The 25464-nt window shown below is 59.3% G+C and carries 21 protein-coding genes; 4 read left to right on the top strand and 17 right to left on the bottom strand.

Translation table 11 applies throughout. From position 1 onward, the window contains the following. Positions 1-16: 16 nt before the first annotated feature. The 7 genes from AC1MEA_RS10200 to AC1MEA_RS10230 all read right to left on the bottom strand — a co-directional run bounded on the left by AC1MEA_RS10200 (position 17) and on the right by AC1MEA_RS10230 (position 8127). Positions 17-403 (bottom strand): hypothetical protein, encoded by a 387-nt coding sequence (locus AC1MEA_RS10200; protein WP_480917645.1) that lies wholly within the window; start codon positions 401-403, stop codon positions 17-19. 445 nt (positions 404-848) lie between these two features. Continuing rightward, a complete protein-coding gene (locus tag AC1MEA_RS10205; RefSeq protein ID WP_480917646.1) occupies positions 849-2321 on the bottom strand; it encodes a hypothetical protein in 1473 nt (490 codons plus the stop codon). Next, positions 2318-2803 carry an Hcp family type VI secretion system effector gene (locus tag AC1MEA_RS10210; RefSeq protein ID WP_219062726.1) on the bottom strand — a complete coding sequence of 162 codons (486 nt, stop codon included), beginning with the start codon at positions 2801-2803 and terminating at the stop codon, positions 2318-2320. Before AC1MEA_RS10210 ends, AC1MEA_RS10205 begins: the two co-directional genes overlap by 4 nt. Before the next feature lie 183 nt (positions 2804-2986). Next, positions 2987-4870, bottom strand: a complete 1884-nt coding sequence (locus tag AC1MEA_RS10215; RefSeq protein WP_480917649.1) for a TonB-dependent receptor domain-containing protein — start codon at positions 4868-4870, stop codon at positions 2987-2989. 70 nt (positions 4871-4940) lie between these two features. Further along, positions 4941-6848, bottom strand: coding sequence for a 1-deoxy-D-xylulose-5-phosphate synthase (gene dxs / locus AC1MEA_RS10220; RefSeq protein ID WP_480917651.1), 1908 nt, complete (start codon positions 6846-6848; stop codon positions 4941-4943). A 152-nt stretch (positions 6849-7000) separates the two neighbouring features. Continuing rightward, on the bottom strand, positions 7001-7888 hold the full coding sequence (gene ispA, locus AC1MEA_RS10225; protein WP_219062723.1) for a (2E,6E)-farnesyl diphosphate synthase: 888 nt from the start codon (positions 7886-7888) through the stop codon (positions 7001-7003). After that, entirely contained in the window at positions 7885-8127 is a 243-nt protein-coding gene (locus AC1MEA_RS10230) for an exodeoxyribonuclease VII small subunit (RefSeq protein WP_219062722.1), read from the bottom strand. Before AC1MEA_RS10230 ends, ispA begins: the two co-directional genes overlap by 4 nt. 214 nt (positions 8128-8341) lie before the next feature. Between AC1MEA_RS10230 and AC1MEA_RS10235 the strand changes: the two genes are divergently transcribed. Genes AC1MEA_RS10235 through AC1MEA_RS10250 form a run of 4 tightly spaced genes read left to right on the top strand, consistent with a single transcriptional unit; the run spans position 8342 to position 11935 of the window. After that, positions 8342-9334 carry an NAD-dependent epimerase gene (locus AC1MEA_RS10235; RefSeq protein ID WP_480917653.1) on the top strand — a complete coding sequence of 331 codons (993 nt, stop codon included), beginning with the start codon at positions 8342-8344 and terminating at the stop codon, positions 9332-9334. A gap of 51 nt (positions 9335-9385) precedes the next feature. Continuing rightward, on the top strand, positions 9386-10126 hold the full coding sequence (locus AC1MEA_RS10240; protein WP_480917655.1) for a glycosyltransferase: 741 nt from the start codon (positions 9386-9388) through the stop codon (positions 10124-10126). Further along, positions 10126-10407 carry a lipid-A-disaccharide synthase N-terminal domain-containing protein gene (locus AC1MEA_RS10245; RefSeq protein ID WP_219062718.1) on the top strand — a complete coding sequence of 94 codons (282 nt, stop codon included), beginning with the start codon at positions 10126-10128 and terminating at the stop codon, positions 10405-10407. The genes AC1MEA_RS10240 and AC1MEA_RS10245 overlap by 1 nt, the downstream gene beginning before the upstream one ends. Positions 10408-10411: 4 nt before the next feature. Beyond that, the gene (locus AC1MEA_RS10250; protein WP_480917657.1) at positions 10412-11935 is read left to right on the top strand and encodes an ArnT family glycosyltransferase; all 1524 of its coding nucleotides are present in this window, start codon (positions 10412-10414) and stop codon (positions 11933-11935) included. Positions 11936-12024: 89 nt separating this feature from the next. Here the strand turns inward: AC1MEA_RS10250 and AC1MEA_RS10255 are convergent, their stop codons facing one another. The 10 genes from AC1MEA_RS10255 to AC1MEA_RS10300 all read right to left on the bottom strand — a co-directional run bounded on the left by AC1MEA_RS10255 (position 12025) and on the right by AC1MEA_RS10300 (position 25094). Beyond that, a complete protein-coding gene (locus tag AC1MEA_RS10255) occupies positions 12025-13272 on the bottom strand; it encodes an SfnB family sulfur acquisition oxidoreductase (RefSeq protein ID WP_480917659.1) in 1248 nt (415 codons plus the stop codon). 11 nt (positions 13273-13283) lie between these two features. Next, positions 13284-13886, bottom strand: coding sequence for an OmpW/AlkL family protein (locus AC1MEA_RS10260; protein ID WP_257604399.1), 603 nt, complete (start codon positions 13884-13886; stop codon positions 13284-13286). Positions 13887-14187: 301 nt separating this feature from the next. Beyond that, positions 14188-15429 carry an acyl-CoA dehydrogenase family protein gene (locus AC1MEA_RS10265; RefSeq protein ID WP_480917661.1) on the bottom strand — a complete coding sequence of 414 codons (1242 nt, stop codon included), beginning with the start codon at positions 15427-15429 and terminating at the stop codon, positions 14188-14190. 31 nt (positions 15430-15460) lie between these two features. Beyond that, positions 15461-16888, bottom strand: coding sequence for an LLM class flavin-dependent oxidoreductase (locus AC1MEA_RS10270; protein WP_480917662.1), 1428 nt, complete (start codon positions 16886-16888; stop codon positions 15461-15463). 258 nt (positions 16889-17146) lie between these two features. Next, a complete protein-coding gene (locus AC1MEA_RS10275) occupies positions 17147-18319 on the bottom strand; it encodes an acyl-CoA dehydrogenase family protein (protein ID WP_480917664.1) in 1173 nt (390 codons plus the stop codon). A gap of 105 nt (positions 18320-18424) precedes the next feature. Continuing rightward, complete coding sequence (locus tag AC1MEA_RS10280; protein ID WP_480917666.1) at positions 18425-19270, bottom strand: amidohydrolase family protein; 846 nt, start codon at positions 19268-19270, stop codon at positions 18425-18427. Next, positions 19267-20415 carry an FMNH2-dependent alkanesulfonate monooxygenase gene (ssuD, locus tag AC1MEA_RS10285; protein WP_480917667.1) on the bottom strand — a complete coding sequence of 383 codons (1149 nt, stop codon included), beginning with the start codon at positions 20413-20415 and terminating at the stop codon, positions 19267-19269. Before ssuD ends, AC1MEA_RS10280 begins: the two co-directional genes overlap by 4 nt. Positions 20416-20803: 388 nt before the next feature. Then, positions 20804-22951, bottom strand: a complete 2148-nt coding sequence (locus AC1MEA_RS10290) for a GGDEF/EAL domain-containing response regulator (RefSeq protein ID WP_480917669.1) — start codon at positions 22949-22951, stop codon at positions 20804-20806. Next, positions 22948-23361 (bottom strand): response regulator, encoded by a 414-nt coding sequence (locus tag AC1MEA_RS10295; protein WP_219062710.1) that lies wholly within the window; start codon positions 23359-23361, stop codon positions 22948-22950. Before AC1MEA_RS10295 ends, AC1MEA_RS10290 begins: the two co-directional genes overlap by 4 nt. Further along, entirely contained in the window at positions 23346-25094 is a 1749-nt protein-coding gene (locus AC1MEA_RS10300) for a PAS domain-containing sensor histidine kinase (RefSeq protein WP_449635122.1), read from the bottom strand. The genes AC1MEA_RS10295 and AC1MEA_RS10300 overlap by 16 nt, the downstream gene beginning before the upstream one ends. Between the last annotated feature and the right edge of the window lie 370 nt (positions 25095-25464).

The following is a 25464-nucleotide window of genomic DNA, read 5'->3' on the forward strand; positions in this document are numbered from 1 at the left end:
CTGTATACTCGATAGGTTAGACAAGACCAAATTCGACTACTGCAACCATTCCAAACAATACCAATAGAGGCACGCAGCCGCCCCAGTGCAATACAATCAATTTGCGTTTAAGGTCGGAAGGGAAACTCTTTAAATCCTCAGCGCTAGCCCCTCCATCGCGGAGATAGAGACGAGGGACTGTCATTAGCCCCATTATTGCACCCAGTACAAACAGCCTTCCTCCAGGCCCGCCGTTCTTAAAGGGGGCCCGGATCATAACAGCGGGACAGTTTTTTAAATGGCCCAGCATCATATCCATCTTGGTGTAGGCGAGATGCAGCGCAACGCCAAGAAAAGCGAACACGCCTCCAAAACCAATTAATCCGATCCATAGGATGAATTTGTTAGCGGTACTCACGCTCATTGAGTAACCTCGTAAATAAGTTCACTAGTCGTGCCTAAGGCGAGCAGCCGTATACCGCGGGGTTAGACAAGGCCAAGCTTGACTACCGCTGCAAGTCCACACATTGCCAATACAAGTATCCCGATCGTCCAGTACAATACAATAAGTTTGCGTTTAAGGTCGGCAGGAAAGTTGTTTAGGTCCTCAGCACTGGCCCCTCCAATACGGAGGTGGATTCTAGGCGTGATCATTAGTCCCGTTATTGCGCCGAGTACGATCAACCTTCCCCAAGGGCCTGTGTTTATTAAAAACGTGCGGATCATAATAGTGGGACAGTTCTTCAAGTGGTCCAACATCCTGTCCATTTTGGTGTACGCGAGATGTAGCGCGACGCCAAGCCAAACGAAGATACCTCCTAAATCAATTAAGGCGACACAGAGGAAAATTTTGTCAGCGGTATTCAGGCTCATTTAGTGGCCTCGTAAATTTTTTCACCTGCTGTTTCACCAACTATTCCTCCAATAGCACCCGCTGCGAAAGAACCTCCTCCAACTACCACAATGCCGCATACAAGCAGTCCTATTCCACCAGTAGGCACCCCGAGAGCTACACAGATAGTGCCAGTCCCAGCAGCGCCTAAATACGCACCAACGGCAGCACCCCCCGCGACTCCGCCGACTAAGCCTCCGCCTTCGGTGTATTTCACCTTTTCGCAGGCCTCGGTATTGCCCGCTGTGCAAACGTCTTGAACCTTCATGTATGAAGCTCCACCGCCGACAGCGGTGCCGACCCAGCCGCCGTATTGGACGTACTTGGAGGCCTTGGCCACTGCGGCCAGGCGAGTGGCATAGCCGGGGTTCTGGCCGAATCCGCCCGCTCTTCCTGCGCGATGCACCAGGCTGCGGCTGGAAATACCCAGAGCAGTTTTCAGCTTCGGGTGGTCGGGGAAGCCGATGCTTTTTTTGGTCAGCGAGGTGAGTTGGGTATCGAGCTGGGTAACCAGGCGCTTGCGGTCGGCAAAGAACTCCGCCGAGCGCAGGTGTCCATGTTGCTCAAAGGTGCGCGTATGCAAGGCTTCTATCTCTTGCAGCAGAAATTTCACATCGGCCAGATTCTTGGCGAAAATCGCCGTTCCTACGCCGATCGCGGTGGCGCCATGTGTGAGGAATGATTCGATTTCGTCACGGTGGCGGACCATGAAATCGGCTTCTTCCGGGCTAAGGTCCGCCAGCGCCTCATTCACCCGGCTTGCCGTTGCCATCAGCAGCGCTTCTTCTCGGGTGCATCGCGGATTTTCGGGATCGCTTAGCACGATCATCTGCCCCGCTTTTACCTGATCCAACCCAGGGTTAAGGGCCCTGAATTTGGCAATCACGGCCGGGTTGCGTGAGGTGAACAGCTGCGCTTCCAGCTGTTCCGCCTTTGTGCTCTTGGGGACGATGTAGAACCCTGGGTCGTGTAACTCGATTGGCGTTGGCCATTGTTCTCGGGGGGAAAACTTATGCGTTTCGACGGGAGGTGGCGGGGCTGCCGCTTGTGTTGTGTGCTGAGCCTTCTCGTCAGGCGTGTTGAGGTGTTGAGCATGGACAAAGCGCAATAAGCGCTCGGGGTCGGGTTGTAATACGGGTTGGGTGAGTCTGTATGCCGGGATGCGCTTGACCCCGTCGCTTATTGCAACGTGGCCGTTGCGTACCACGGCCTGCGCCTGGTTTAACAGGTCGTTCCGTTCTTGCCGCAGCGCCTGTATGCCTTGTTCGGGGGTTTTATGACCGAGCTCGACATCATCGACAATGCGCTTTGCGTAATAGGCCACTTCCCGATTGAAGTGCACACGCGGGATGCCATGACTAAGGTGGCGAGCGCTGAGGCTATGGGCTTGCGCCAGCACTTGGCCGGCGGCTTGGTGGACATCCCAGAGGTCATAACGGTTGGGTTTCATCCCTCTTCGCCCCAAAAGCTATGGCCGCTGGTCCCCGCCAAGTGGTGCCTCCAGGTGATTTCGCGGTAGCGAATAGCGACATGTTCTTGAGGTTCTGCATCGGATTGTAAAATGACATGCGGCATATCAAGCGTCAGGTCAGAAATAATCCCACCACTGATCGACACTGAATAAAATTTTTCCTGCTTCCCCGCGGGAGATACGCGGTAGAAACTGATGGTACCGTTTATTTCTTCTCTGCTTGAGAGCGCTTGAGCAAGTAGTGGCGATGATTTATCAACGTTTTTGGTTATGATAATCGGGTGGTGGGTTGGCCTATCGATATTTCCAATATTGACCATGTTGTGGTTGTAGGACAGCACCATTATTTCGTCGGTATGGCCAGACTGATATTTGTTGCCCATGGACTCTTGGGTTGAACAGCTCGCTGAAATCAGTCCTTGAGTCTTACCTGCCAGGGTCATGTAACCGTGGTTAGCCATACGTGCCAGTCCTTGTCTTCGTCGGCTGGACAGTCTATTGCCAAGGGGGCCAAGCCGGCTGTAGGACGCTTCCGAATATAGTGAAGGAGGAGGGCGCCGCGGAACAACATCAGGCTTATGTTGGTTTTGGTTCCATTGCTCCTCCAAACTTTGAGAGTAAGTTGGCTGAGGGGCGAGTGGTGGCTACAACTCCGGTGTCCAGGTCAGGCTCAGCATCCAGGCGCGGCCTTCTTCGCGATAGCCGTAGTTGTTGCCTTCGAAGTTGTAGAGCGTTCGACTGTAGCGTTTGTCCAGAGCGTTATCGAGTTTCAGTTCCAGCTTGATTTCATCACTCGCCGCCCAACTGCTGCGCAAGCCAAACAGGGCGTAACCGCCGATGGGCTGCTGGTTGTTCTCGTCGTTGTAACTATGGCTGAAGGTTTGCCAGGTGGCGCCCAGACCCAGCCGGTCGAATTGACGATCCACATCCAGGCTGAGCGTGCGCCGGGCACGGCGGTTCAGGGTGTGGCCGGTGTCACGGTCGCGCGGGTCGATAATCGCCAGCCCCAGGCTGCTTTGCCAGCCAAACAGCTCTTGGTGCAGCGCGGCTTCGAAGCCGTTGATGCGTGCCGAGGCGAGGTTTTGCGGGCGGTAGTTGCTGTCCAGCGCAATCGCGTCCTGCAAGTCGGTGCGGTACAGCGACGCTTCCAGGCGGCTGGTCTCGGTCAGGCGGCTGCGCCATTGCAGTTCATAGCTTTTTGAATGCTCGGGCTTCAGGTTGGGGTTGCTGAAGTCGGGGTAGTACAGGTCGTTAAAGGTCGGCGCACGAAACCCTTCGCTGTACGAAAGCAGCACATCGTTGTCGGGATTAATCGGCACCGTCAGCGTGCCGCTCCAGGTGTTCTGTCCGCCGAACTGCTGGTTCTGATCATGACGGAGCCCGAGCTCCGTTGAAAAATGTTCGCTCTGATAACGATGCTGGATAAACGCGGCACGATTCCAGCGGCTGTCTTCATCGAATACCGTGCTGCTGTTGACCCGATCCTCGTACCAGTCGGCGCCCAGTATCAGGCTGTGCCGATCATTGAGCGTCAGGGTGTTCTGCCAGTTGGCCGAGTCCCTGTAGGTATTGAAGACGCTGCGGTCGTCGCTGAGCTTATCGAGGGACGTGTCGCGGTTTTCGCTGTGGCCCAGCTCCAGGCGGGACTTCCAGAGCTCGCTGAGTCGCACGTCGAAATAGGTACTGACGCTGCTCAGGTCGAACTTGCTGTACGGCTTTTGCCCGACGCTGCTCTGCGTGGCGGGGTCATAGCGGCCGAAGCTGTTGTCGAATTCGGTCTTGCCGCGGTTATCCAGCAGGTTCAGGCCGATCTCGATATCGTCGTCGAGTTGATGGCTGAGGTTCAGGCTCAGCGACTTGTTGCGATAGGCATCGTCATCGCCGTCGCTGGCGAAAGACTCCTGGGACCGGTTGATCCCGGCAGTTTCATCAAGGCTGACGCCAAGGTTGAAATGCGTCTGCTGATCGCCCCCGGACAGTCCCATGCTGCGCTGCCAGCTATTATTGCTGCCGTAGCCCATTTTCAGGCGTGGTTTCAGTCCCTGCTCAGCGCCGCGCCGGGTAAAGATCTGAATCACCCCGCCAATCGCGTCTGCGCCATAGATCACCGAGCGTGAGCCGCGCAGCACTTCCACCCGCTCGATCTGATCGACACTGAGAAACTGCAGATTGCTGTCAGCCGAGGTGGCATTGGCGATGCGTTGTCCGTCGACCAGTACCAGGCTCTGCGCCGACTTGGTCCCGCGAATGAAAATCCCCGGGAGGCTGCCGCGCCCGCCGCTCGGTGCGACTTGCACGCCGGGCACGCGGCTGAGCAGGTCGTTGACGCTGCCGGGTTGCAGGCGCTCGATGTCCTCACGGGTGAATACGCTGCTCGCGGCGCTGCTGGTACTGCGCTCTTCAACCTGGCGGTTGGCGCTGATCAGCATGTCCGGCAGTTTCAGCGCGGCATCGCGTTCAAGGGTATCGGCCAGCGCGTTCGTGGCGGGCAATAGCGAAAGGGTCAGGGCAAGGCGGCGCAGAGTCATAGAGGTCGCATAAGGCAAAACCGGCGCACGACCCGGGTTAACGAGTGTGCGCCGTTTCAGAGGGGCAGGCTTAGCGTGAAGCCTGTTCGATCAGGTGCAGACGCTGTTCGATCGATGCTTCGATACCCGGCGCATCCAGCCCGCATTCCGCCAGCATTTGCGCAGGCTTGGCGTGCTCGACGTAGCTGTCCGGCAAGCCCAGGTGCAGCACCGACTTGAGGATGTTTTCGCGGGCGAGAAACTCGCTGACCGCAGCCCCCGCGCCACCCATGATCGCGTTCTCTTCGATCGTTACCAGCAACGCATGACTGGCTGCCATCTCTCGAACCAGCGCTTCATCCAGCGGTTTGACGAAACGCATGTCGACAACCGTGGCGTCCAGCGTTTCGGCGACCTTGAGGGCTTCGGCCAGTTGCACGCCAAACACCAGTATCGCGACGTTCTGACCGATGCGACGCACCACGCCTTTGCCGATTTCCAGCGGCTCAAGGCTGCTGTCGATCAGCGCATTCGGGCCGGTGCCGCGTGGGTAACGCACCGCCGCCGGGCCTGAATGCAGGAAACCGGTGCTGAGCATTTTGCGCAGTTCATTCTCGTCGCTGGGGGTCATGACCAGCATGCCGGGAATGCAGCGCAGGTAAGACAGATCGAAGCTGCCAGCGTGGGTCGGACCGTCTTCACCCACCAGACCTGCGCGGTCGATGGCGAACAGCACGTCGAGGTTCTGCACGGCCACGTCATGGATCAACTGGTCGTAGCCGCGTTGCAGGAAGGTGGAGTAGATCGCCACCACCGGCTTGGCGCCTTCGCAGGCCATACCCGCCGCCAGCGTGACCGCATGCTGTTCGGCGATGGCGACGTCGAAGTAGCGCGCCGGGTAGCGTTCGCTGAACTCGACCAGGTCCGACCCTTCTTTCATGGCGGGCGTGATGCCGACCAGACGTGAATCGGCTTGCGCCATGTCGCACAGCCATTGACCAAACACACCGGAATACTTCGGCCCGCTGGTTTTTTTCGGGGCAACGGCAGGGGCGTCCAGCGGTTCCAGCTTGGTGATCGCGTGGTAGCCAATCGGGTCCGCTTCCGCCGGGGCGAAACCTTTGCCCTTTTTGGTCACGACGTGCAGGAACTGTGGGCCTTTGAGGTCACGCATGTTGCGCAGCGTCGCGATCAGCGTCGGCAGGTCATGGCCGTCGATCGGGCCGATGTAGTTCCAGCCCAGCTCTTCGAACAAGGTGCCGGGGACCAGCATGCCTTTGGCATATTCTTCGGTGCGACGGGCGATTTCCCACGCGCCGGGCAAGCGCGACAGCACTTTTTTGCTGCCTTCGCGCATGCTTGCGTACGTGCGGCTCGAGAGAATTTTCGCCAGGTAATTCGACAGCCCGCCGACGTTGCGCGAGATCGACATGTCGTTGTCGTTGAGGATCACCAGCATGTCGGCGGCCACTTCCGGCGCATGGTTCAGCGCTTCGAAGGCCATGCCGGCGGTCAGGGCGCCGTCACCGATCACGGCGATGGACTTGCGCGAACTGCCTTGCAGGCGGGACGCCAGGGCCATGCCCAGCGCTGCGCTGATTGACGTGCTGGAGTGGCCAACGCCAAAGGTGTCGTACTCGCTCTCGCTGCGGCGCGGGAAGGCTGCGATGCCGTCCTTCTGGCGGAGGCTGCCCATCCGGTGCCGACGGCCCGTGAGGATTTTGTGTGGATAGGCCTGATGGCCCACGTCCCAGACCAAACGGTCGTCCGGGGTATCGAAGACATAGTGCAGCGCGACTGTCAGCTCGATGACACCCAGGCCGGCACCAAAATGCCCGCCAGTCTGGCCTACGGTGTAGAGCAGCTCCTGGCGCAGTTCATCAGCCAGGGTTTCCAACTCAGCCTCACCCAACCGACGCAAACCGTCTGGCGTTGCCGCGCGGTCGAGCAGGGGCGTAGTGGGGCGCTCGCGGGGAATCTCTTTGAACGTCGTGGGCATCAGGCGAATCGATATAAGTAAAAGAGGCGGCAGTTTACCTGATGCAACGCAAGCTGCCCACGAAGCACGGCAGAGGATGATCAGACAGTGGCTTTAATCTCGTGGATTTTCAGATCTGACGGTTGTCCGTGAGCGCGTTGTTGCGGTGTATTTCAGCTGCGACGCTCAACGATATAACGCGCAAGTTCGCGCAAGGGCTCTGCCGCCGCGTCGAAAGGTCGCAGGGCGTGCAGCGCCTGATCACGCAGCTCCAGGGCATAGCCTTTGGCAGCTTCCAGGCCCAACAGAGACGGATAGGTCGGCTTGTCGCGGGCAATATCGGCGCCCTGGCGTTTGCCGAGGGTGGCGGTATCGCTTTCGACGTCGAGAATGTCGTCCTGCACCTGAAAGGCCAGACCAATGGCCTGTGCATAGACTTGCAGGGCTTTGAGGTCGGCTTTCTCGGCGCGGCCACTGGCCAGGGCGCCGAGTTTTACACTGGCTTCGATCAAGGCACCGGTTTTATGCCGGTGCATGAAGGCCAGGGCGGCCTGGTCGAGCTTGAGGCCCACGGAGCCCAGATCAATGGCCTGACCACCGACCATGCCCGCCGGGCCTGCGGCCAGGGCCAGGGTGCTGACCATGCTTAAGCGGGTTTCGGTGTCTTGCGGCGACAATGCGGAGTCGAGCAACGCACTGAATGCCAGGCTTTGCAGGCCGTCACCGGCAAGGATCGCGCAGGCTTCATCGAAGGCTTTATGGGTAGTGGGTTGGCCGCGACGCAGGTCGTCGTCGTCCATCGCCGGTAAATCATCATGCACCAGCGAGTAAGCGTGGATCAGTTCCACCGCGCAGGCCGCGCCGTTGGCGAGCTCCGGGTTGGCGCCCAAGGCTTCGCAGGCCGCATAAACGAGCAGCGGACGGACACGCTTGCCGCCGTTCATCACGCTGTAGCGCATGGCGGCATACAGGCGGGTCAATTCGAGGCTGGGTGCCTGGAACAGGCCATCTAGAGCCGCATTGACGCGGGCCTGACTGCGGGCCTGATAGGTGGCAATCATTCTGGCTGATCCTCGTCGAAGGGCTCTTCAGCCAGTTCGCCGTCGCGTTCGAGCAGCACTTGCACCTTCTGCTCGGCCTGCGCCAAGGCGCCTTGGCAGTCGCGGGTCAGGCGGATACCTTGTTCGAAGGCGGTCAACGAATCCTCCAACGACAGCTCGCCGTTCTCCAGGCGCTCAACCAGCGTTTGCAGATCAGCGAGGGACTGTTCGAAATCCGGTGCAGCTTTCTTGCGGGCCATGGCGGCTATCTCGGTAGACGTTAAACCGGCGCGACACTAGCAGAGCGGCGGCTTTGGGGCAAATAACAGGCGCGTATGGGGCTCGGTTGCCGTTTGATTGATGTGGTCTACACTTCGCGATTGTTGGAGGTGAGGCGATTTAACGGCCCGTGCATCCCCTGTAGTCGAGCTTGAAAGTGTCGATAGCCTGTCTATTTTTACCTGCGAGGGACGCATGACGGTATTGGTTACCGGCGCGGCTGGATTCATTGGCTTCCATACGGCTAAACGTCTTTGCCAACAGGGCCTGAAGGTTATAGGGATCGACAACCTTAACGATTACTACAGCGTGGAACTCAAGCGTGGACGTCTCGCGCAATTGGCGGCTGTTCCCAACTTCAGTTTCCAGACGCTGGATATTATCGACAAAGCCGCGCTGCTCGAACTTTTTCAGACCCATGGTTTTACCCAGGTCATTCATCTCGCGGCGCAAGCCGGTGTGCGCCATTCGCTGGATAACCCGGATGCTTATGCCGAGTCCAATGTGAGCGGTTTTCTGCATGTGCTCGAAGCGTGTCGGCAGGTCAAACCGAAACACCTCATTTATGCCTCGAGCAGCTCCGTGTATGGCCGCAATGACAAAGTACCGTTTTCCACGGCAGACGCAGTCGATGCCCCGGCCTCGTTTTATGCGGCCACCAAACGTGCCAATGAGTTGATGGCTTACACCTATTCCCATCTCTACGATATTCCAACGACAGGGCTGCGCTTTTTTACCGTGTATGGGCCGTGGGGGCGGCCTGATATGGCGTTGTTCAAATTCACTCATGCGATTTTGAATAGGCAGCCCATTGATATTTATAACAATGGGCTGATGTCACGCGACTTCACTTATATCGACGACATCGTCGAGGGGATTGTGCGCTTGCGCCCGCCGTCAGCAGAGACCTCTGCTATGGTTGGTGTCACTGGGCCAGCAGCCCCGAACAAGGTTTACAACATTGGACGGGGCGCACCGGTGAAGTTGTTGGACTTTATCGAGTGCCTTGAAGATAAGATCGGAATCAAAGCGCAAAGGAACTATTTGCCTATGCAGCCGGGGGAAGTGTTGCAAACCTGGGCCGATGTGTCGGAGCTTGCACAGTCGATTGATTTTCTCCCGAAGGTAACCATTCAGACAGGGGTGAAGAACTTCGTCGACTGGTACCGGGATTATTTCAAGGTCTAGCCGCTACCGGGTCCAGCCTCACAGCACTTATATAACGATCATGGGTGACCAATGAGCGACAGCGTTTATGTTTCCGTCCTGATTCCGGCAAAGAATGAAGCCAGTAATCTGACCCCTCTTCTGCAAGAGATCCGCAGCGCACTGGTCGGCGAGGACTATGAAGTCATTGTGGTCGATGATGGCAGCACGGATAACACCCTTGCTGAGTTGCGTGCGCTGAAACGTGGCGGCTTCCATCAGTTGCGAATCATCCGTCATGCCCGCTCGCTTGGACAAAGCACTTCGATCTTTCACGCGGCAACCGTAGCTCGCGGTCACTGGCTCGCGACACTCGATGGCGATGGGCAGAATGACCCGGCGGACATCCCCGGCATGCTCTCATTGGTGCGCGGCAGTGAAGGGCTTGCGGGCGGTATAAAACTGGTCGCTGGACACCGGGTAAACCGCCGCGATACGGCCAGCAAGCGTTGGGCCTCGCGGTTTGCCAATGGCCTGCGCAGTCGCCTGCTGAAGGATGCGACGCCTGATACCGGTTGCGGTCTCAAAGTGATCGAGCGAGAGGCTTTTCTGCGGTTGCCGTACTTCGATCACATGCACCGCTATATTCCGGCGCTGATTCAACGCCACAAGGGTCGAATGATCGTGCATCCGGTCAATCACCGGCATCGTGTGGCAGGCGTCTCCAAGTACGGAAACATTGACCGGGCGCTGGTCGGTATTCTTGATCTGATGGGCGTCTGGTGGCTGATCAAACGCACGAAACTGGATGCCACGCCGGAGGAGTTGCAGTGATGAACATGAGCCGGGAAGCGCTGTGGTTGGCGGTCGGCTTTATCGGTCAACTGGCTTTTACGGGTCGCTTTGTCTTGCAATGGCTCTACAGCGAATACAAAAAGCGCAGCGTCATTCCGGTTAGCTTCTGGTACTTGAGCATCATCGGCAGCCTGTTGCTGCTGGCGTATGCAATTTATCGCGCAGACCCGGTATTCATTGTCGGGCAGTCCTTCGGGATCATTGTTTACCTGCGTAACCTGCAGTTGATTGCCCGCCATAAACAGCAGAAGGACGACTAGCCCAGTGCGTAGAGTACTTTCTCCCCGAATGGAACAGCTGGGGTTGATGCTGTTGGCGTTGCTGCTCATCGGCGCAGGCCTGGGTTTGCGACAACCGCTTGATGTGGATGAAGAGCGTTTCCTCGGGGTATCCCTGGAGATGCTGCAGGACGGTTTCTGGTTTATTCCGCACCGCGCCGGGGAAATTTACCCGGACAAGCCCCCTCTGTTTATGTGGGCGGTGGCGTTTTTTACACGGTTGACGGGCCTGCCAAAAATCGCGCTGTACTTGCCAGCGCTGCTCGCCGGCGTGGTCGCGACAGGGTGCTTGTATGACCTGGGTCGGCGCTTGTGGAATCGCCGTGTCGGGGTCATCGCTGCGCTGCTGTTCCTCGGGACCTATCAGACCTTCAGCATTCTCAGAACCGGGCAGATCGATGGCTTCCTCTGTCTGTGGACCGTCCTCGGAATGTATGGCCTGGTGCGCCATCTGCTCCTTGGCCCGGCGTGGGGCTGGTTCTATGTTGCCTGCGCCGCCATGGGCTTTGGCATCATCAGCAAGGGGGTGGGGTTTGTCCCGATCCTGATGTTGATCCCTTATTTCTATGCCGTGCGCAAGGGCTGGACAGGCGTCGTGGCGATGCCCGGCCGAGGACTCTCCTGGCTGCTCGGTCTGTTGGTGATGCTGGCGGCCGTTTCGGTCTGGCTCGTGCCACTGGTGGTGAGCGTGACGCTGCAAGGTGACGCAAACGGTATTGCTTACATTAAAGAAATCCTTCTGCACCAGACCGCCAATCGCTATGCCAATGCCTGGGAACACAAGGAGCCGTTCTGGTACTTCTTCGTCATTGTCATCCCTAAATACTGGCTACCGATGTTCCTCGCTCTGCCGTGGTTCGTGCCCGCATGGCGCAAGCAGTTGGCTAAACATGACGGTCGGGTTTTGGTCTTGCTTGGCTGGGTCGTTTTGGTGCTCCTGTTTTTCTGCCTGAGCAGCGGCAAGCGCAAAATCTACATCTACCCGGCCTTGCCCGGCCTGGCGCTGGTGGCGGCCCCTCTGGTGCCGTGGCTTCTGCACCGCTGGTTTGTCCATCGCCCCCGTGGCCGCAAAATATTTTTTGCGCTGACGTTGGTCTGGTTCGGTGCCTGGTTTGTTCGCGGCTTTATCGAGCCGATCAACGACGGTCCAAACCCGCACGAAGCCATCATGCGTCAGGCTGCCGAACTGACGGGTGGGGCAGACCTGGTTCTGGCCCAATGGCGGGAGGGGCATTGGTTATTCGCTCGACAGCCCATCGTACATTTCGGTTTTCTGACGGGGTCTACGGTCGATCAGGCGGCTCTGTGGTTGAGAGGTCATCCGCAGGCATTCGCCCTGGTTCCCTCGGGTGATCTGGCTCGATGCTTCCAGCCGGAGAAGGCCCGCCAGCTCGGTAATACGTCGCGGGCCGACTGGTCCCTGGTCGGTCCCGATGCGGACAATGGTCAATGCAACCCGGAGCCGCCCGCCAAGGTGTACCGATTCGTCTGGCAATCTTCCGTGATATGAGCGGCGTTGGCTGGGCGGGTGCGGCGTCGGGTTGATTTTTTCAGGGGGATACACCTCGTCAGCGCGACTGTGCTGACGAGGTGCAAGGCTTACAGCCAGGGGTGACGCGGCGGCTTGATCTCGTTCAAAACATAGTTGCCGATGGCGTGGAATTTCCAGCGCACGGGGTCGTGCAGGGTATGGGTGCGTGCGTTGCGCCAGTGACGGTCGAGGCCGTATTCCTCCAGCGTGGCGCGGGTGCCCGCCAGCTCAAATAACTTGTTGCTGGCCAGGATGGCGGCCTCGGTGGTGAGTATCTTGGCTTCTGCGGTGCGGATCGAGGCCACTGCGACGCTGTCTTCGCTCGGCTCGAGCAAGGCGTGGTCGATGGCGTCGGCAGCCAGATCGAGGACCGCTTCTGCGGCGCGCAGGCGCACCTGAATGTCGCCGATTTGTTGCAGGATATACGGGTCGTCAGTGGCCTTTTCCTGACCTGAGTCGATCCATGGCCGAGTGAAGCTGCGCACATATTTCAGGGTGTCTTCCAGGGCGCTACGGGCCAGGCCGGCGTCGATGGCAGCCTGGAGAAACTGGGAGATCGGCCCGGCAGCGGTAGGGTTGGCAAATGCGCGCCAGATCGGGATCACATGACTGGCGGGTACGCGCACCTTGTCGATCAGCACCGTGCCGCTTGCGGTGGTCCGCAGGCCGAAGCTGGACCAGTCGTTGACCACCTTGAGCCCTGAGGTATCGCGCGGGACGATGGCCAGATGCGGCAAGCCCTCATCATTGACCGCGACGATAGGAATCCAGTGCGCCAGTAAGGCCCCTGTGGAGAAAAACTTCTGGCCTTCGACGATAAAGTCGTCGCCCTCTGCGCTGATTTTGGTCTGGAACTCTGCAACGTTGCGCCCGCCACGTTCAGAGAAGGCGTTGCCGAAACGAGTACCGGACAGCGCGAGGTCGAAGAAAAAGCGTTTCTGCTCCTCGGTGCCGTCCAGTGCGATGTGGACGAGAATGACGAAATGGTTCTGAGGCAACTGGCCCAGCGAGGCGTCGGCGGCCGCGATCAATTTGAAGACTTCGGCCACGGTACGGTAACTGGCCCCTAAGCCGCCGTACTGTTTGGGCACGACGATGCTCCACAGGCCGCTTTGCGAATAAGCGTCCAGCTCGGCGAATGGCAGTCGACGTTCGCGGTCGCGCTGGATGGTTTCCTGAGCGAACTGGCTGGCCAGGCGCTTGGCGGCATCGATGGCCTGGGCCTCGCTTTCCAGACGAGTGGCGGGTGTTTTGGACTGGATCTGCAGGTACGGATCGCTCGGGCTGGCGGTATCGACTTTAGGTAATGAGCTCATGATGATTTCCTTTAGAAGCGGTAGCCGAGGTTAAGGCTGTAGATGGTGGGGTCGACATCGACACTGCCGACCTTGGTGCCAGCGATTTTTACGTCGCTGTTGATCTTCGCGTAGCGCACGTCAGCGCCCAGACTCCAGTGCTCGTCGATGGCCACATCCACACCGGCCTGAAAGGCCGCGCCCCATGAGTCGGAGAGTTCAAGTTTGGCGCCGTTGTCCAGGTGCTCGTCGAAGAAGTAGGTGTAATTGATGCCTACGCCTACGAAGGGCTGCACTTTGGCGCCGGGCAAGAAGTGGTACTGCAGCGAAACAATCGGCGGCAAGTGGCGGGTGCTGCCAACCTTGTCTCCGTTGAGCTTGATGTCGTGCTTGAATGGTAGGCCGCCGAGTACATCGATGGCCCAGTTGGGGGTGATGAAGTAGGCGATGTTGAACGTAGGACCGATAGAGCTATTGATGTCTATGGTCCCGGGCGTGATGTTGCCAGGGTCGGAGGTAGGCACAATGTCGCTGATACCTACGCGCACTTGCCACGGGCTTTCTGCGTAGACCAATGGCGCCGCGACACATAGCAGGGCCCCGAGGGTTGTACGTCTTAGCCAGCGATACTGCATAAAGCACTTCCTTGATTCCAGGTGTGACGGACAGCGTTTTAAACGCCGATAGGGTTTGCTCCACCACGTCCGTACATCCGGTATGCAGGGCAGCACCAGACCTTTTGCAGGCTTTGTGCCAGATATCAAGTTGTTGTTTTGTAACGACTTTATGTCGATATGGCTGCGCGCAAGTGTTTGTCGAGTGACAGTGATGATGAAGTTCTGTTGCTGGCCCGACAGTCGTTTTTCCGTGGCGCGGAATAGACAAAGGCCAGCGCAAGCGCTGGCCTTTGTCGTCAGTGGGGCGATACCCGGTTTTTCAGGCGGTCTGCTTGCTGCCACCTCCGATCTGCCAGACATAAGGTGGTTCGGTGCCGTTGATTTCCCAGTCGCCGATGATGCGTTCCTTGTAGATCAACGGGTTGTGCGAAGCCGTTGTGCGGGCATTGCGCCAGTGCCGGTCGAGTTGCTTGGTGGTGCTGGTGGCCGATGCGCCCAGTGCATTGAACAGGTCGCTGGTGGCGCGCAGCACCAACTCGGCGATTGCTACCTGCGCCTGGGCAGACTCCAGCTCTGCGGCGATGTTGGCATCGCGCTCCGCTTGCTCGTCCTTGCCATAGCGGGTGATGTAGGCCCGCTGCGAGGCGTGCGCGGCCCGGATGGCGGCAGCTTCGGCGGCATAGACCTGGGCCGACGCCTTGCCCACGACCTGTTGGACCTGGGCATCTGCGCTGGCGGACGACGCGTTGCCCGTGCTGAAGATGCGCGTACGTGTGCGCACTTCCTCGGCGATGTCGCGCACGGCAGCACGACCGGAACCCACCAGCACGGCCAGCAGCGTCAATTGATAGAACGCGGTCTGGTATTTGAAGCGGGTGGAGAAGTCGATGATGTTCTCTTCTTCAACCACGGCGTTCTCAAATACCGAGGTGCCGCTGCCGGTGGTGCGCTGACCGAAGCCGTCCCAGTCGTCGCTCTGGCGGACGCCCGGTTGCTGGACCCTGACGGCGGCGATCACGTCGGCGCCGTTGTCATCGCGCTGGGCATACAGGTCGATCCAGTCGGCGAAAAGGCTGCCGGTGCTGTAGTACTTGGTGCCGTTCACGACCCACTGCTCGCCCTGACGGCTGACGCGGGTGATGACCTGGCCGATCTTCACGCCGCCCACCTCGGTCCAGGCGTTGCCGACCAGTTCACCGGCGACGAAGCGTTTGAACCAGACATCCTGAGAGTGGGTGGCGTGGGCGTTGAGACGGTCCTCGACAAACGCCAGGTGGCCACGCAGCGCCTGCGGCAAGTTGGAGTCGGCCTCGGCCAGCTCGATCAGCAACTGGACCAGTTGTGGCAGCGAGGCGCCGGCTCCGCCGTATTCGACCGGGATCCGGACCGCGCCGAACCCGGCCTCTTTCAGCCATTTGATTTGCTCGAAGGGCAGTACGCGGTTGCGTTCACGCGCCACCGCGCCTTCGGCGATACGCGCGAAAATCGGCCTGAAACGCGCAGCGAGCTGCTCGTAGTCGGTACCAAGGGACAGGGGGTTTAACGGTTGATGGCTAGACATTGATTGAACTCCTCTTGGGCGATACTGCGCGTCAGGTCAGGTTGGAAAACTTGGACGGTTTGGTCTGGTCGGTGGCGTTGGCCCCTTCCGTGAACGCGCCGCGATACTGAGCGGCAGGGTGGTCGGCTGCGGCGTAGGCTGAATCGCTGTCGAGCAGGTTTTCCCGCAGGGTGCTGCCCTCATAAGAGGTGCGCACACGACCCCGGCGTTGCAGTTCGGGGACGATGTACTCGACGAAGTCCACAAACGATCCGGGTGTGATGGCATAGGCCAGGTTGAAGCCGTCGATACCGCCGACATCCACCCAACGTTCCAGCTCATCGGCCACTGTTTTCGGGCCGCCCACCAGCACGGGGCCAAGGCCGCCAATGCTGCGGTGCTTGATGATGTCGCGCGGTGTCCATTTGCGGTGTGGGTCGGCGGTGGCGAGCAGCTCCAATACCGAGCGAATGCTGTCGTTGTCGATGGCTTCCAGGGGTTGATCCGGGTCGTACTCGGAGAAGTCGATACCGGTCCAGCCGCCGTAGAACGACAGCATGCCTTCGCCATTGCTGTAGCCCAGGTATTCCTGGTATTTGGCTTGCGCAGCCTCATCGGTTTCGGCGGTGATCACCGTGAGCAGGGTGAATATTTTCAGCGAGTCGCGTGTACGGCCTGCCTCCACGGCGCGGTTGCGGATGTCATCGGAGACTTCACGCGCCTGTTCTGGAGTAGCCGGGCTGATGAACACGCCTTCGGCATGCTTGGCGGCAAAGGCGCGACCGCGGGTGGAAGCGCCGGCCTGGAAAATTACCGGCGTGCGTTGCGGCGACGGCTCGGACAGGTGGATGCCGGGCACGTCGAAATACTTGCCTTTGTGACCGATGGGATGAACCTTGCTCGGGTCGGTGAAGATGCCTCTCTCACGGTCGCGCAGCACCGCGTCTTCATCCCAGGAACCCTCCCACAGCTTGTAGGTGACATCCAGAAACTCGTCTGCGATGTCGTAGCGTTCGTCGTGGGATATCTGCTGCTTGAGGCCGAGATTGACTGCGGCGCTGTTCAAGTAGGAGGTCACCACGTTCCAGGCCACGCGGCCTTTGGTCAGGTGGTCGAGGGTGGAGAACTTGCGCGCCAGAGCATACGGCTGCTCGTAGGTCAGCGCAGAGGTCACACCGAAACCCAAGTGTTTGGTCACGGTGGCCATCGCCGGCACCTGAAAGAACGGGTCGTTCACCGGCACCTGGTCGGCGTCAACCAGCGAAGTTTCCACCGAGCCGCGATAGACGTCGTAGACACCGACGACGTCGGCGATGAACAGCGAATCGAAATAGCCACGTTCGAGCAACTTGGCTAGGTCGACCCAGTAGTCGAGGTCCTTGTATTTCCACGCCTGGCTTTCCGGGTGACGCCAAGTGCCAGCGGCCTGGTGGCTAACGCACGTCATGTCGAATGCATTGAGAATAATGCGAGATGCCATAGTCGGTTAACTCCTTACTCGATAGGTTCATTAAGCGCACGCGGCACATGAATGATTGTTTATGTCGAGATTGCACAGTCCGTGCCGAGTCAGGAAAGCCACGTAATACAAGGGATCTGGCTGTTTTTAGCGTCTGCAAGTGTTGGCCGGGCAACACTTTGCTGTTTGATTGGGCGATATCCAACAGTCCGGTTCGCCGCTAGGAGAGGCCGGGCAGCAAGCCCGGCCCGGCAATCGATTTCCTGCGTGGGCAGGGGCTCAGGAATAAAAACTGGGAGTAGGCGGTGTCTGCTTCAACGCCCACTCGCCGAGTTCGCGGATGCGATAGTCCACCGGGTCGTGCAGGGTCTGAGTGCGCAGGTTGCGCCAGTAGCGATCGAAGCGCCGAGAGGCGTTGGTCGCGCGGGCGCCGGTGACTTCGAACAGGCGATTGCACACGTCCAGGCCGATCCGCGTGGCGTAGACTTTGGCGCTGCCGATGGCGAGGGCCAGTTGCGCGCGCTCCTCGGCTTCCAGGTTTTCGGCTTTATTCCAGGCGTGGTCAAACCGTGTATTGGCCCGTTCGGCCAGTGCGCGAACGGCCTCCAGCCCCGCCCAGAACTCCCCGTAGTGGGCCAGCACGTAGGGGTCGTCAACGGCTTTGCTGACATCGGCCTTGAACCAGGGGCGCGCCTCATTAACCGTATAGTCTCGAGCCTGTTCGAAGGCGCCTTCGGCGATCCCCAGGAATAGGTTGACGAAGGTCAGTTGCGCCAGCAACGGCCTCAGGCTGGAAAAGTGCGTGCTCAACGGACCTGGGTCGAGGAGCAGTTCGTTCTCCTCGACCCGCACGCGTTCAAAGCTGGCGCTGCCGCTGTCGGTCTGGCGTTGGCCCATGTTGTTCCAGTCGCCGTGCAACGTGATGCCGGTACGGTTGGTAGGAATGGCCGCAATCAGCAGCTTGCCACTGGGGCTTTCGTCCAGCGCCGAGGCGATCAGCATGTCGGAGTCGCTGGACCCGGAACAGAAACTTTTGGTGCCGGAGAACTCGCGCCAGCCGTCGAAACGGGTCGCTATCGTGCGGGTGTCCAGAGGATTGAGGGCGTTGCCCCAGAACCAGTTCTTGCGGGCGGTCTGTTCCAGCAAGGGCTGCCATTGATCTGGCCTGGCGAACAGGCGCACGGTGGCCAGCATCAAGTGCTGGAAGCCAAAGACGTGGGCGATGGAGCTGTCGACTTTGGCAAACTCGCGAACGATATTCAGGGCTTCGCTCCAGCTGGCACCGAGGCCGCCGAACTCACGGGGAATACTGAGGGCGAGCAAGCCGCTGTCGCGCAGGGCGTCGCGCTCGGCCTTGGGGGTGCCGCCGCGTTCGTCACGCTCGGCAGCGGTCGTGGCAAATCCGGCCGCCAGACGACGGGCGATCTGCAAGGGATCGTTTGGGGTGGTCACAGGTGACTCCTTGATTGGCTAGGGCGCTGGCCGTCACCGAGGTTCATGCGCCGGGCATCCCCTGTTGATAGACAGGTGCTTGCTCCGGCGCTTATCCAGGCTGCGTTACAGGCCGAACAGCCTTGCTGCGTTGCGGTACAGCAGCTTGTCGAGTGCCGGTTCGTTGAAGCCGAGGGCCTGGGCGTCGTCGATGGACTGGCGGATCGGCCTGAACGGATAGGACGAGCCAAACAGCAACTGGTCGCCAAGAAAGCTGTTGGCCGCCTGGACATAGGCTTCGCTGCCGGGCTGGAACAGGTACATGTCCGGCACCAGGTAAATGTTCGGGTAGCGGAAGGCGACGCCGATGGCCTGTTGCACGTTCGGCCAGTAGCCGTGGTAGCAGACGATGGACAGTTGCGGGAATGCCTGGGCAACTTTGGCCAGGTGCCCAGGGTTGTTGAACGCCGGGTCGGGCGTGGTCGGGCCACTCATCAGGAACAGCGGGATACCGCGCTGTTGCAGATGTTCGTAGATCGGCCAATACAGCGCATCGTCCGGATGACGAGCCGGCGCGCCGAAGCCCGGCTCCAGGTCGATGCCGGAAAGGCCGAGCAGGTTGATAGCACGGTCTATCTCGGCAATAGCACCGTCGATGCCTTGCAGTGCGGGGTCGATACTGCCGATGCCGAGCAGTTCGTCATGGCCCTGAACGATGCCGTGGATCAGGTCGTTGGGCAGATGCTGGCTTGGGGTGTGGCGGCCGACCACCACCGCCTTGCTCAGCCCAGCATCGCGTACTTCGTCGAGGAAACCCTCGGGCGTCAGCGAGCGGGCGAAGTGCTCATCGTTGCCGCGAGTGCCCACTCGGCGATTGAGCCAGCGTGCGGTGGCGTATTCCGTGGAGCCGGGTGTGGCGCCGAAGAAGTCGTGGAGGTACGCCGGCCGGCAGCGCAAATCGATGACTTTCATGCGGCGGCCTCATCTTTTGCTTGTTTCTTGCCCGCGCGAACGTCGAACGCTCCCCCGGTCAATACCTGATCGCTCACGGTGACCGGCTGCTTGCCCGGCAGCAGCGGGAACACCAGTTCAGCGAAGCGGAAGGCCTCTTCCAGATGGGGGTAGCCGGACAGAACAAAGCGGTCGACGCCAAGGGCGGCGTATTCCAGCAGTCGTGCGGCGACTGTTTGTGGATCACCGACCAGCGCGGTGCCAGCGCCGCCGCGTACCAGGCCAACACCGGCCCAAAGGTTAGGCGACACTTCCAGCTTGTCGCGTTGCCCGCCATGCAGGGCGGCCATGCGCCGCTGGCCTTCGGAGTCCATCTTCGCGTAGTTCTGTTGCGCGTCAGCGATGGTGTTGTCGTCGAGGTGGCTGATCAGTTCTTCGGCTGCGGCCCATGCCTGCTCGTTGGTTTCGCGCACGATCACATGCAGACGCACGCCGAAATGCACCGTGCGGCCGTGCTTTTTGGCCCGCGCGCGCACGTCGGCGATTTTCTCGGCCACAGCGGCAGGCGGCTCGCCCCACGTCAGGTAGGCGTCGACATGCTTGGCGGCCAGTTCATGGGCGGCCGGTGAGGAGCCGCCGAAATACAGCGGCGGATGAGGGCGCTGGACCGGCGGGAAGAAGTTTTGCGCGCCTTCCACCCGCACATGCTTGCCGGCGAAATCCACGGTCTCGCCGCTGAGCAGTTGGCGCCATACGGTGAGGAATTCATCGGCGGCTTCATAGCGTTCGTCGTGATCGAGGAAAATGCCGTCGGCGGCTAATTCAGTGGCATCACCACCGGGCACCACGTTGAGCAGCAAACGTCCGTGGCACGCCTGGTCCAGGGTCGCTGCCTGTCGCGCAGACGCAGTGGGGTTGCCGAGAGAGGTGCGCAGTGCAACCAACAATTTGATGCGCTGAGTCACTGGTACCAGGCTGGCGGCGGTGATCCACGGGTCGAGGCAACTGCTGCCCGTCGGGATCAACAAACCGTCATAGCCAAGGTTCTCGGCGGCCACAGCGATCTGCCGCATGTATTCGTTGGTGGCCGGGCGACCGCTGTCGGACTTGCCCAGGTACCGGGTGTCGCCGGAGGTGGGCAGAAACCAGAAAATATCGAGACTCATGAATACAATCCTCGTTGCAGGGGTGGGCGTCACTGGCCTCGAGCAAGATGAGGAGCGACGGGGCGTGCAACGCAGGGCAAGTACGGCTTTGTTATCGGGGCTTGCTTGGGCAAGTCTGTGAGAAAACGTCGACAGCCAAGAAAGAGCAAAAGTTGTACCAGAAGCACAACCTGCTGATTTATATAGGGTTAGTTGTTTGTTCGGGGAGGGCGGTCTGTTGCGGTGCGGGCAAAGTGTTTTATGGCTGTTTGCGTAGCAACAGTTGCGGCGCAGTTCAGCGCGTAGGCGCTGGCTTGCCTGCGATAAGGGCCGAAGGAATTGGAGGCGTGAAGACAGTTGTCCCTACAAAGGATTAGCGTTTGACAGGGAGTCGGTCGTAACGCTGAATTTACAACGGCTGGCCGACTCTGCATGAGTCCAGCAATGTCAGGCGTCTATCCTCGCGCAGTAATTGCTCGATGGCATGCAGGCCCAGCGGACGACTGAACAGATAGCCTTGAATCTGATCGCATTGGTTGCTTTGCAGGAAGTCCATTTGCTCGACGGTTTCCACGCCTTCGGCAATCACGTCCAGCTTCAGGCTATGGGCCAAGTGGATGATGGCCAGGACGATGGCGGCGTCTTCCGAGTTGACGGTGACTTCGCGGATAAAGGAGATATCGATTTTCAGCGTGTCGATTTGAAACCGGCGCAGGTAGGACAGGCTCGAATAGCCGGTGCCAAAGTCATCGATGGACACCTTTATGCCCAGGCCGCGCAGTTTTTGCAGGCTGACGATGGTGCGCTCGGTATTGATCATGAGTGAGCTTTCGGTCAGTTCCAGTTCCAGTAAATCGGCTGCAACATCGTTGTTCGTGAGGGCGCTGATGACATCTGTCCACAGCTCGCCCTCATTGAATTGACGGGCCGAAACGTTGACCGACACTTGAACCGGGCCGATGCCCGAGCGTTGCCACTGGGCGATCTGCCGACAGGCAGCGGCGATTATCCATTTGCCGACCGGGATGATCATCCCGGTCTCTTCCAGGGCTGGAATAAAGGCATTGGGCGAAATCAAACCATGGCCGGGACGCTCCCAGCGCAACAAGGCTTCCAGGCCGCAGACGCGGCCGTCGCTCAGGCGTACCTTGGGCTGATAGTGCAGGACGAACTCTTCATTCTCCACGGCTTTGCGCAGGGCTGTTTCCAGATCAAGGCGGGCCAACACCTCGGCATTCATTTCAGCCGTAAAGAATCGATAGCTGTCGCGACCGGCTTGCTTGGCCCGATACATGGCGGTGTCGGCGAATTTGATCAGTGTGTCCGGAACGATGTCATCGTCGGGGTACAGGGCAATCCCGATGCTTGCGGTCACCGGGACGTCATGGCCCTTTAGGTGGAAGGGCGCACGCAGTTCCTCGCGGACTTTGTTGACCATTGAGGTCGCGCCTTTCTGGCCGTCCTGCGTCATCAGGATGAGCGCAAACTCATCGCCACCCAGCCGTCCGACGGTGTCCCGGATGTCCACGCATTGCACCAGACGATTACTGAGCTGGCGTAACAGTTCGTCGCCGATAGCGTGCCCGAAGGTGTCATTGACGTTCTTGAAGTGGTCCAGATCGATGAACAGGACCGCCACTTGCCATTTTTTTTCTGCGGCTTGAGCGAGGATGATTTGCAGGGTGGCATAAAACTGGGTGCGGTTGGGCAGGCCGGTGAGGGCATCGTAATGGGCCATGTGCAGCAGGCGCTTATCGGCCTCTTTACGCTCTGTTATATCGCGCACGACCCCGACGATGATCCATTCATCTCCCGAGCGATAAGCCTGACGGCGAATCTCGACCTGCACGTGCGAGCCGTTCTTGCGCCGCAATTGGGTTTCGGTCAATTCATTGGCGTTTTGGCCGGCGATAATATCGTCAAACATCACCTGCAAATCTGCGGTGGAGGAGCCGTCCAGTTCGCCGGGGCACATCTGCAACAGTTCTTCGCGGCTATACCCGAGCATGTCGCTGGCACTGGCATTGAATTCGATGAAGCGCAAAGTGCTGCGATTGATGAGTGTGATCGCGTCCGCGGTGACGTCCATCGCCGTGCGAAACTGCTGCAGATCTGCAGAGCGTTGCTGTACCTGATCCTCCAGTTTGGCGCTGTGTTTGCGAAGCAAGTCGCCGAACGCTTTGAGCCGCAGCAAATTTCGCACACGCAGCCACAGTTCGGCTTGGTCCACGGGCTTGCTCAGAAACTCTTCGACGCCAGCTTCCAGAGCCGCCAGGCGCGAGCTTCGGTCGCTCAACGCGGTGAGCATGATGATTGGAATACTTGAGGTCTCGGCGTTGCCCTTGAGATGACTGGCGACCTGACAGCCATCCATTCCAGGCATCATGACGTCGAGCAGAATCAGGTCTGGCTGGGCGTACTTGATCGTCGCCAACGCCTCTTCGCCATTTACGGCGGTGCGGGTCCGGTAGCCCTCGTGCTGCAATAGCAGCTCCAGCAGTTTGCGCACCTGGGGGTCGTCATCGACGATCAATACGGTTGCAGATGAACTGATCATGGGGTGGGCTCGGGCGGTGTCGTGTGAGGGGCGCTCGGTCCTGCGCGGTTGGTCAGCAACGTGTCGATCGCAGCGTACAGTTCCCGGTAGCGAAGAGGCTTGGCGATGTAACCGTCGCAGCCGGCGATCTGACTCTTTTCCTTATCCTCCTTCATGGCCATCGCCGTCAGCGCTATGACGGGGATATTGGCCGTGGCAGGGTCCTGTTTGAGCAAGGCGGTAGCGGCAAGCCCGTCCATCCCGGGCAACTGAATGTCCATCAGGATCAAGTCAGGTTGTTTCTCGCGCGCGAGTGTCAGGCCGGTTTCCGCGTCCACCGCACACAACACGGTATGGCCCGCATTGCTGAGCAGCAGCCGGGCCAGCTTCATGTTGGCGGCATTGTCTTCAACGATCAGTACATGGGCCATGGCGTTGTCGCTCTTGTTACCTGCGGTCGCGGGGTTTGTCCTGAATCACGTAATGGCAGCCAGACGACGAAGCGCGCGCCGGCCCCAACCAGGCTGGCAACGGCCACGCTGCCGCCGTGCAGTTGGGCGAGTTGCTTGACCATCGCTAGCCCCAGTCCCGTGCCCTCGAATTTTCGTGCGAGGCTGCTATCTATCTGGCTGAACGCCTGGAACAGCTTGGCCATGTCCTCTTGGGAAATACCGATGCCTGTATCGCTCACACAGAGTTCAAGAAATTGCGTATGTTCGCTGTCGGCGAGGGGGAAACCGTACACCGGCCACTCGCCGGCCAGTGTCCCTACCACATCGCGATCAACCCGGCGGGCCGAGAGGATTACACGGCCACCGCTTGCACTGAACTTGACCGCGTTGGCCAGCAGGTTGTAGACAATTTGCTTGGTCTTGCGCGGGTCCAGCACGAGTACACCGAAGTCTTCAGCGGTTTCCAGCTCAAGACGGATGCGCTGGGCCGCCGCCTTTTCCCTGACGATTGACAAGCTATTGCCCAGCAGGCTCTGCAGGTCAACCGCTTCCAGTTCCAGGGCCATCATCCCGGCCTCAACCTTGGACAGGTCGAGGATGTCATTGATCAGAGACAGCAAATGCTGGCCGCTGGTGAAAATATCGCCGACATATTCGAACTGAGTCGCGCTCATTTCACCCGCCAGACCATCCTTGAGTGCCTCGGAAAAACCGATGATAGCGTTCAAGGGCGTGCGTAATTCGTGCGACATGGTGGCCAGGAATTCCGACTTCATGCGGCTGGCATGTTCCAGCTCGATATTCTTTTCCTCCAGGGTGCGCTCGAAGCGTTTGCGCTCGGTCACGTCGCGGGCAGCGGCGAAAACCCCCTGTAGCTTGCGGTCGCGGTCATGAAACGTGGCGGCGTTGTAAGACACCACCGTCTCCGTGCCGTTATGCGCGCGCACGGTCAGTTCATAGTCGCTGACCTTGTGCTCACTGAGCACGCGCTTGATGGCTGCATCCGCGCGCACCGGGTCGGTAAAGAATTTTTTGCAGGGTGCGCCGATCAGCTCATCACGGGTACGACCGGTAAGGGCGATCATCTGTTGGTTGACGTCGGAGATGATCCCTTGGGGATCGGTCATCATCAACGCATCGATATTGGATTCGATCAGGGAGCGCGTGTAGAACTGCTGATCACGCAAGCGCTGATCGAGCAATGCCTGGGCTGCCTCCTCCTGCTTGCGCGCGGTGTTGTCAGTGCCGATCAACAGATAGCCGATGATGTCGTCCTGAGCGTCGCGCAGGGCAGTCACCGAGACAATGGCCGAGAAACGACTGCCGTCCTTACGGATGTAGGTCAGCTCGTAGATGTCCTCGATGCCCCGCGATGCCTTGAATACAAGGGCTTCGAAGCCCGGAGTGATAGGTGTGTCCAACTCCAGGCTGAGCGTGGCAGCGCGCGCGATCAACTCCGCAGGGTCAGAGATATCAGCCGGTGTGATCAGATTGACGACATCCTGCGCCTCATAGCCGAGCATGCGCTCCGCACCGACGTTGAAAATCTGGATCACACCCTTTTCGTCAGTGGCGATACTGGAGAAATAGGCGCTATTAAAGATAGCGTCCTGCAAGGCGCCAGTTTTGAGCAACGTCTCTTGCCTACGGGACTCGACTACACCTTCGGCACGCAACAGTCGCGCACCATCGCCTGAACTGTTCTCGTCCATTGGGTTCTTTCCGTAAACAATCACACCAGCGAACCGAAAAGGCAGCGCCGCAGAGCATGCTCACAGATTGCCGCTAGAAACGCAGGCGAGGAGGAGATGAAGTCCGCAGAAGATAACAGACGCAGGAGGGGGGGCAGCATTTATTCGGATGGGTTTAGTGTTTATTGCTATTCATAAGCGGGTTGTTTGGGGCTGCGGGTGGTTTTTGAACCCGCTAAACGTCGTGAGTGATTTGCGTTCGTAGTCTACGGAGTACGCCGGGAGGCGTTTCGTCTACTTTGGAGCCGGGGCTAACGTAGAAACTGCCCATGCGTGAGGCGTCCTGGCGCTGGCCCGTGATCTCTTTCTGTTCTTCCGACAGATCCTGCCT

The sequence above is a fragment of the Pseudomonas sp. ASL8 genome, assembly GCF_056680355.1.

Bases quoted from the DNA above. Each gene is read 5' to 3' on its own strand.
- AC1MEA_RS10200 (WP_480917645.1), bottom strand. From the start codon at position 403: ATGAGCGTGAGTACCGCTAACAAATTCATCCTATGGATCGGATTAATT.
- AC1MEA_RS10205 (WP_480917646.1), bottom strand. From the start codon at position 2,321: ATGAAACCCAACCGTTATGACCTCTGGGATGTCCACCAAGCCGCCGGC.
- AC1MEA_RS10210 (WP_219062726.1), bottom strand. From the start codon at position 2,803: ATGGCTAACCACGGTTACATGACCCTGGCAGGTAAGACTCAAGGACTG.
- AC1MEA_RS10215 (WP_480917649.1), bottom strand. From the start codon at position 4,870: ATGACTCTGCGCCGCCTTGCCCTGACCCTTTCGCTATTGCCCGCCACG.
- dxs (WP_480917651.1), bottom strand. From the start codon at position 6,848: ATGCCCACGACGTTCAAAGAGATTCCCCGCGAGCGCCCCACTACGCCC.
- ispA (WP_219062723.1), bottom strand. From the start codon at position 7,888: ATGATTGCCACCTATCAGGCCCGCAGTCAGGCCCGCGTCAATGCGGCT.
- AC1MEA_RS10230 (WP_219062722.1), bottom strand. From the start codon at position 8,127: ATGGCCCGCAAGAAAGCTGCACCGGATTTCGAACAGTCCCTCGCTGAT.
- AC1MEA_RS10235 (WP_480917653.1), top strand. From the start codon at position 8,342: ATGACGGTATTGGTTACCGGCGCGGCTGGATTCATTGGCTTCCATACG.
- AC1MEA_RS10240 (WP_480917655.1), top strand. From the start codon at position 9,386: ATGAGCGACAGCGTTTATGTTTCCGTCCTGATTCCGGCAAAGAATGAA.
- AC1MEA_RS10245 (WP_219062718.1), top strand. From the start codon at position 10,126: ATGAACATGAGCCGGGAAGCGCTGTGGTTGGCGGTCGGCTTTATCGGT.
- AC1MEA_RS10255 (WP_480917659.1), bottom strand. From the start codon at position 13,272: ATGAGCTCATTACCTAAAGTCGATACCGCCAGCCCGAGCGATCCGTAC.
- AC1MEA_RS10260 (WP_257604399.1), bottom strand. From the start codon at position 13,886: ATGCAGTATCGCTGGCTAAGACGTACAACCCTCGGGGCCCTGCTATGT.
- AC1MEA_RS10265 (WP_480917661.1), bottom strand. From the start codon at position 15,429: ATGTCTAGCCATCAACCGTTAAACCCCCTGTCCCTTGGTACCGACTAC.
- AC1MEA_RS10270 (WP_480917662.1), bottom strand. From the start codon at position 16,888: ATGGCATCTCGCATTATTCTCAATGCATTCGACATGACGTGCGTTAGC.
- AC1MEA_RS10280 (WP_480917666.1), bottom strand. From the start codon at position 19,270: ATGAAAGTCATCGATTTGCGCTGCCGGCCGGCGTACCTCCACGACTTC.
- ssuD (WP_480917667.1), bottom strand. From the start codon at position 20,415: ATGAGTCTCGATATTTTCTGGTTTCTGCCCACCTCCGGCGACACCCGG.
- AC1MEA_RS10290 (WP_480917669.1), bottom strand. From the start codon at position 22,951: ATGATCAGTTCATCTGCAACCGTATTGATCGTCGATGACGACCCCCAG.
- AC1MEA_RS10295 (WP_219062710.1), bottom strand. From the start codon at position 23,361: ATGGCCCATGTACTGATCGTTGAAGACAATGCCGCCAACATGAAGCTG.
- AC1MEA_RS10300 (WP_449635122.1), bottom strand. From the start codon at position 25,094: ATGGACGAGAACAGTTCAGGCGATGGTGCGCGACTGTTGCGTGCCGAA.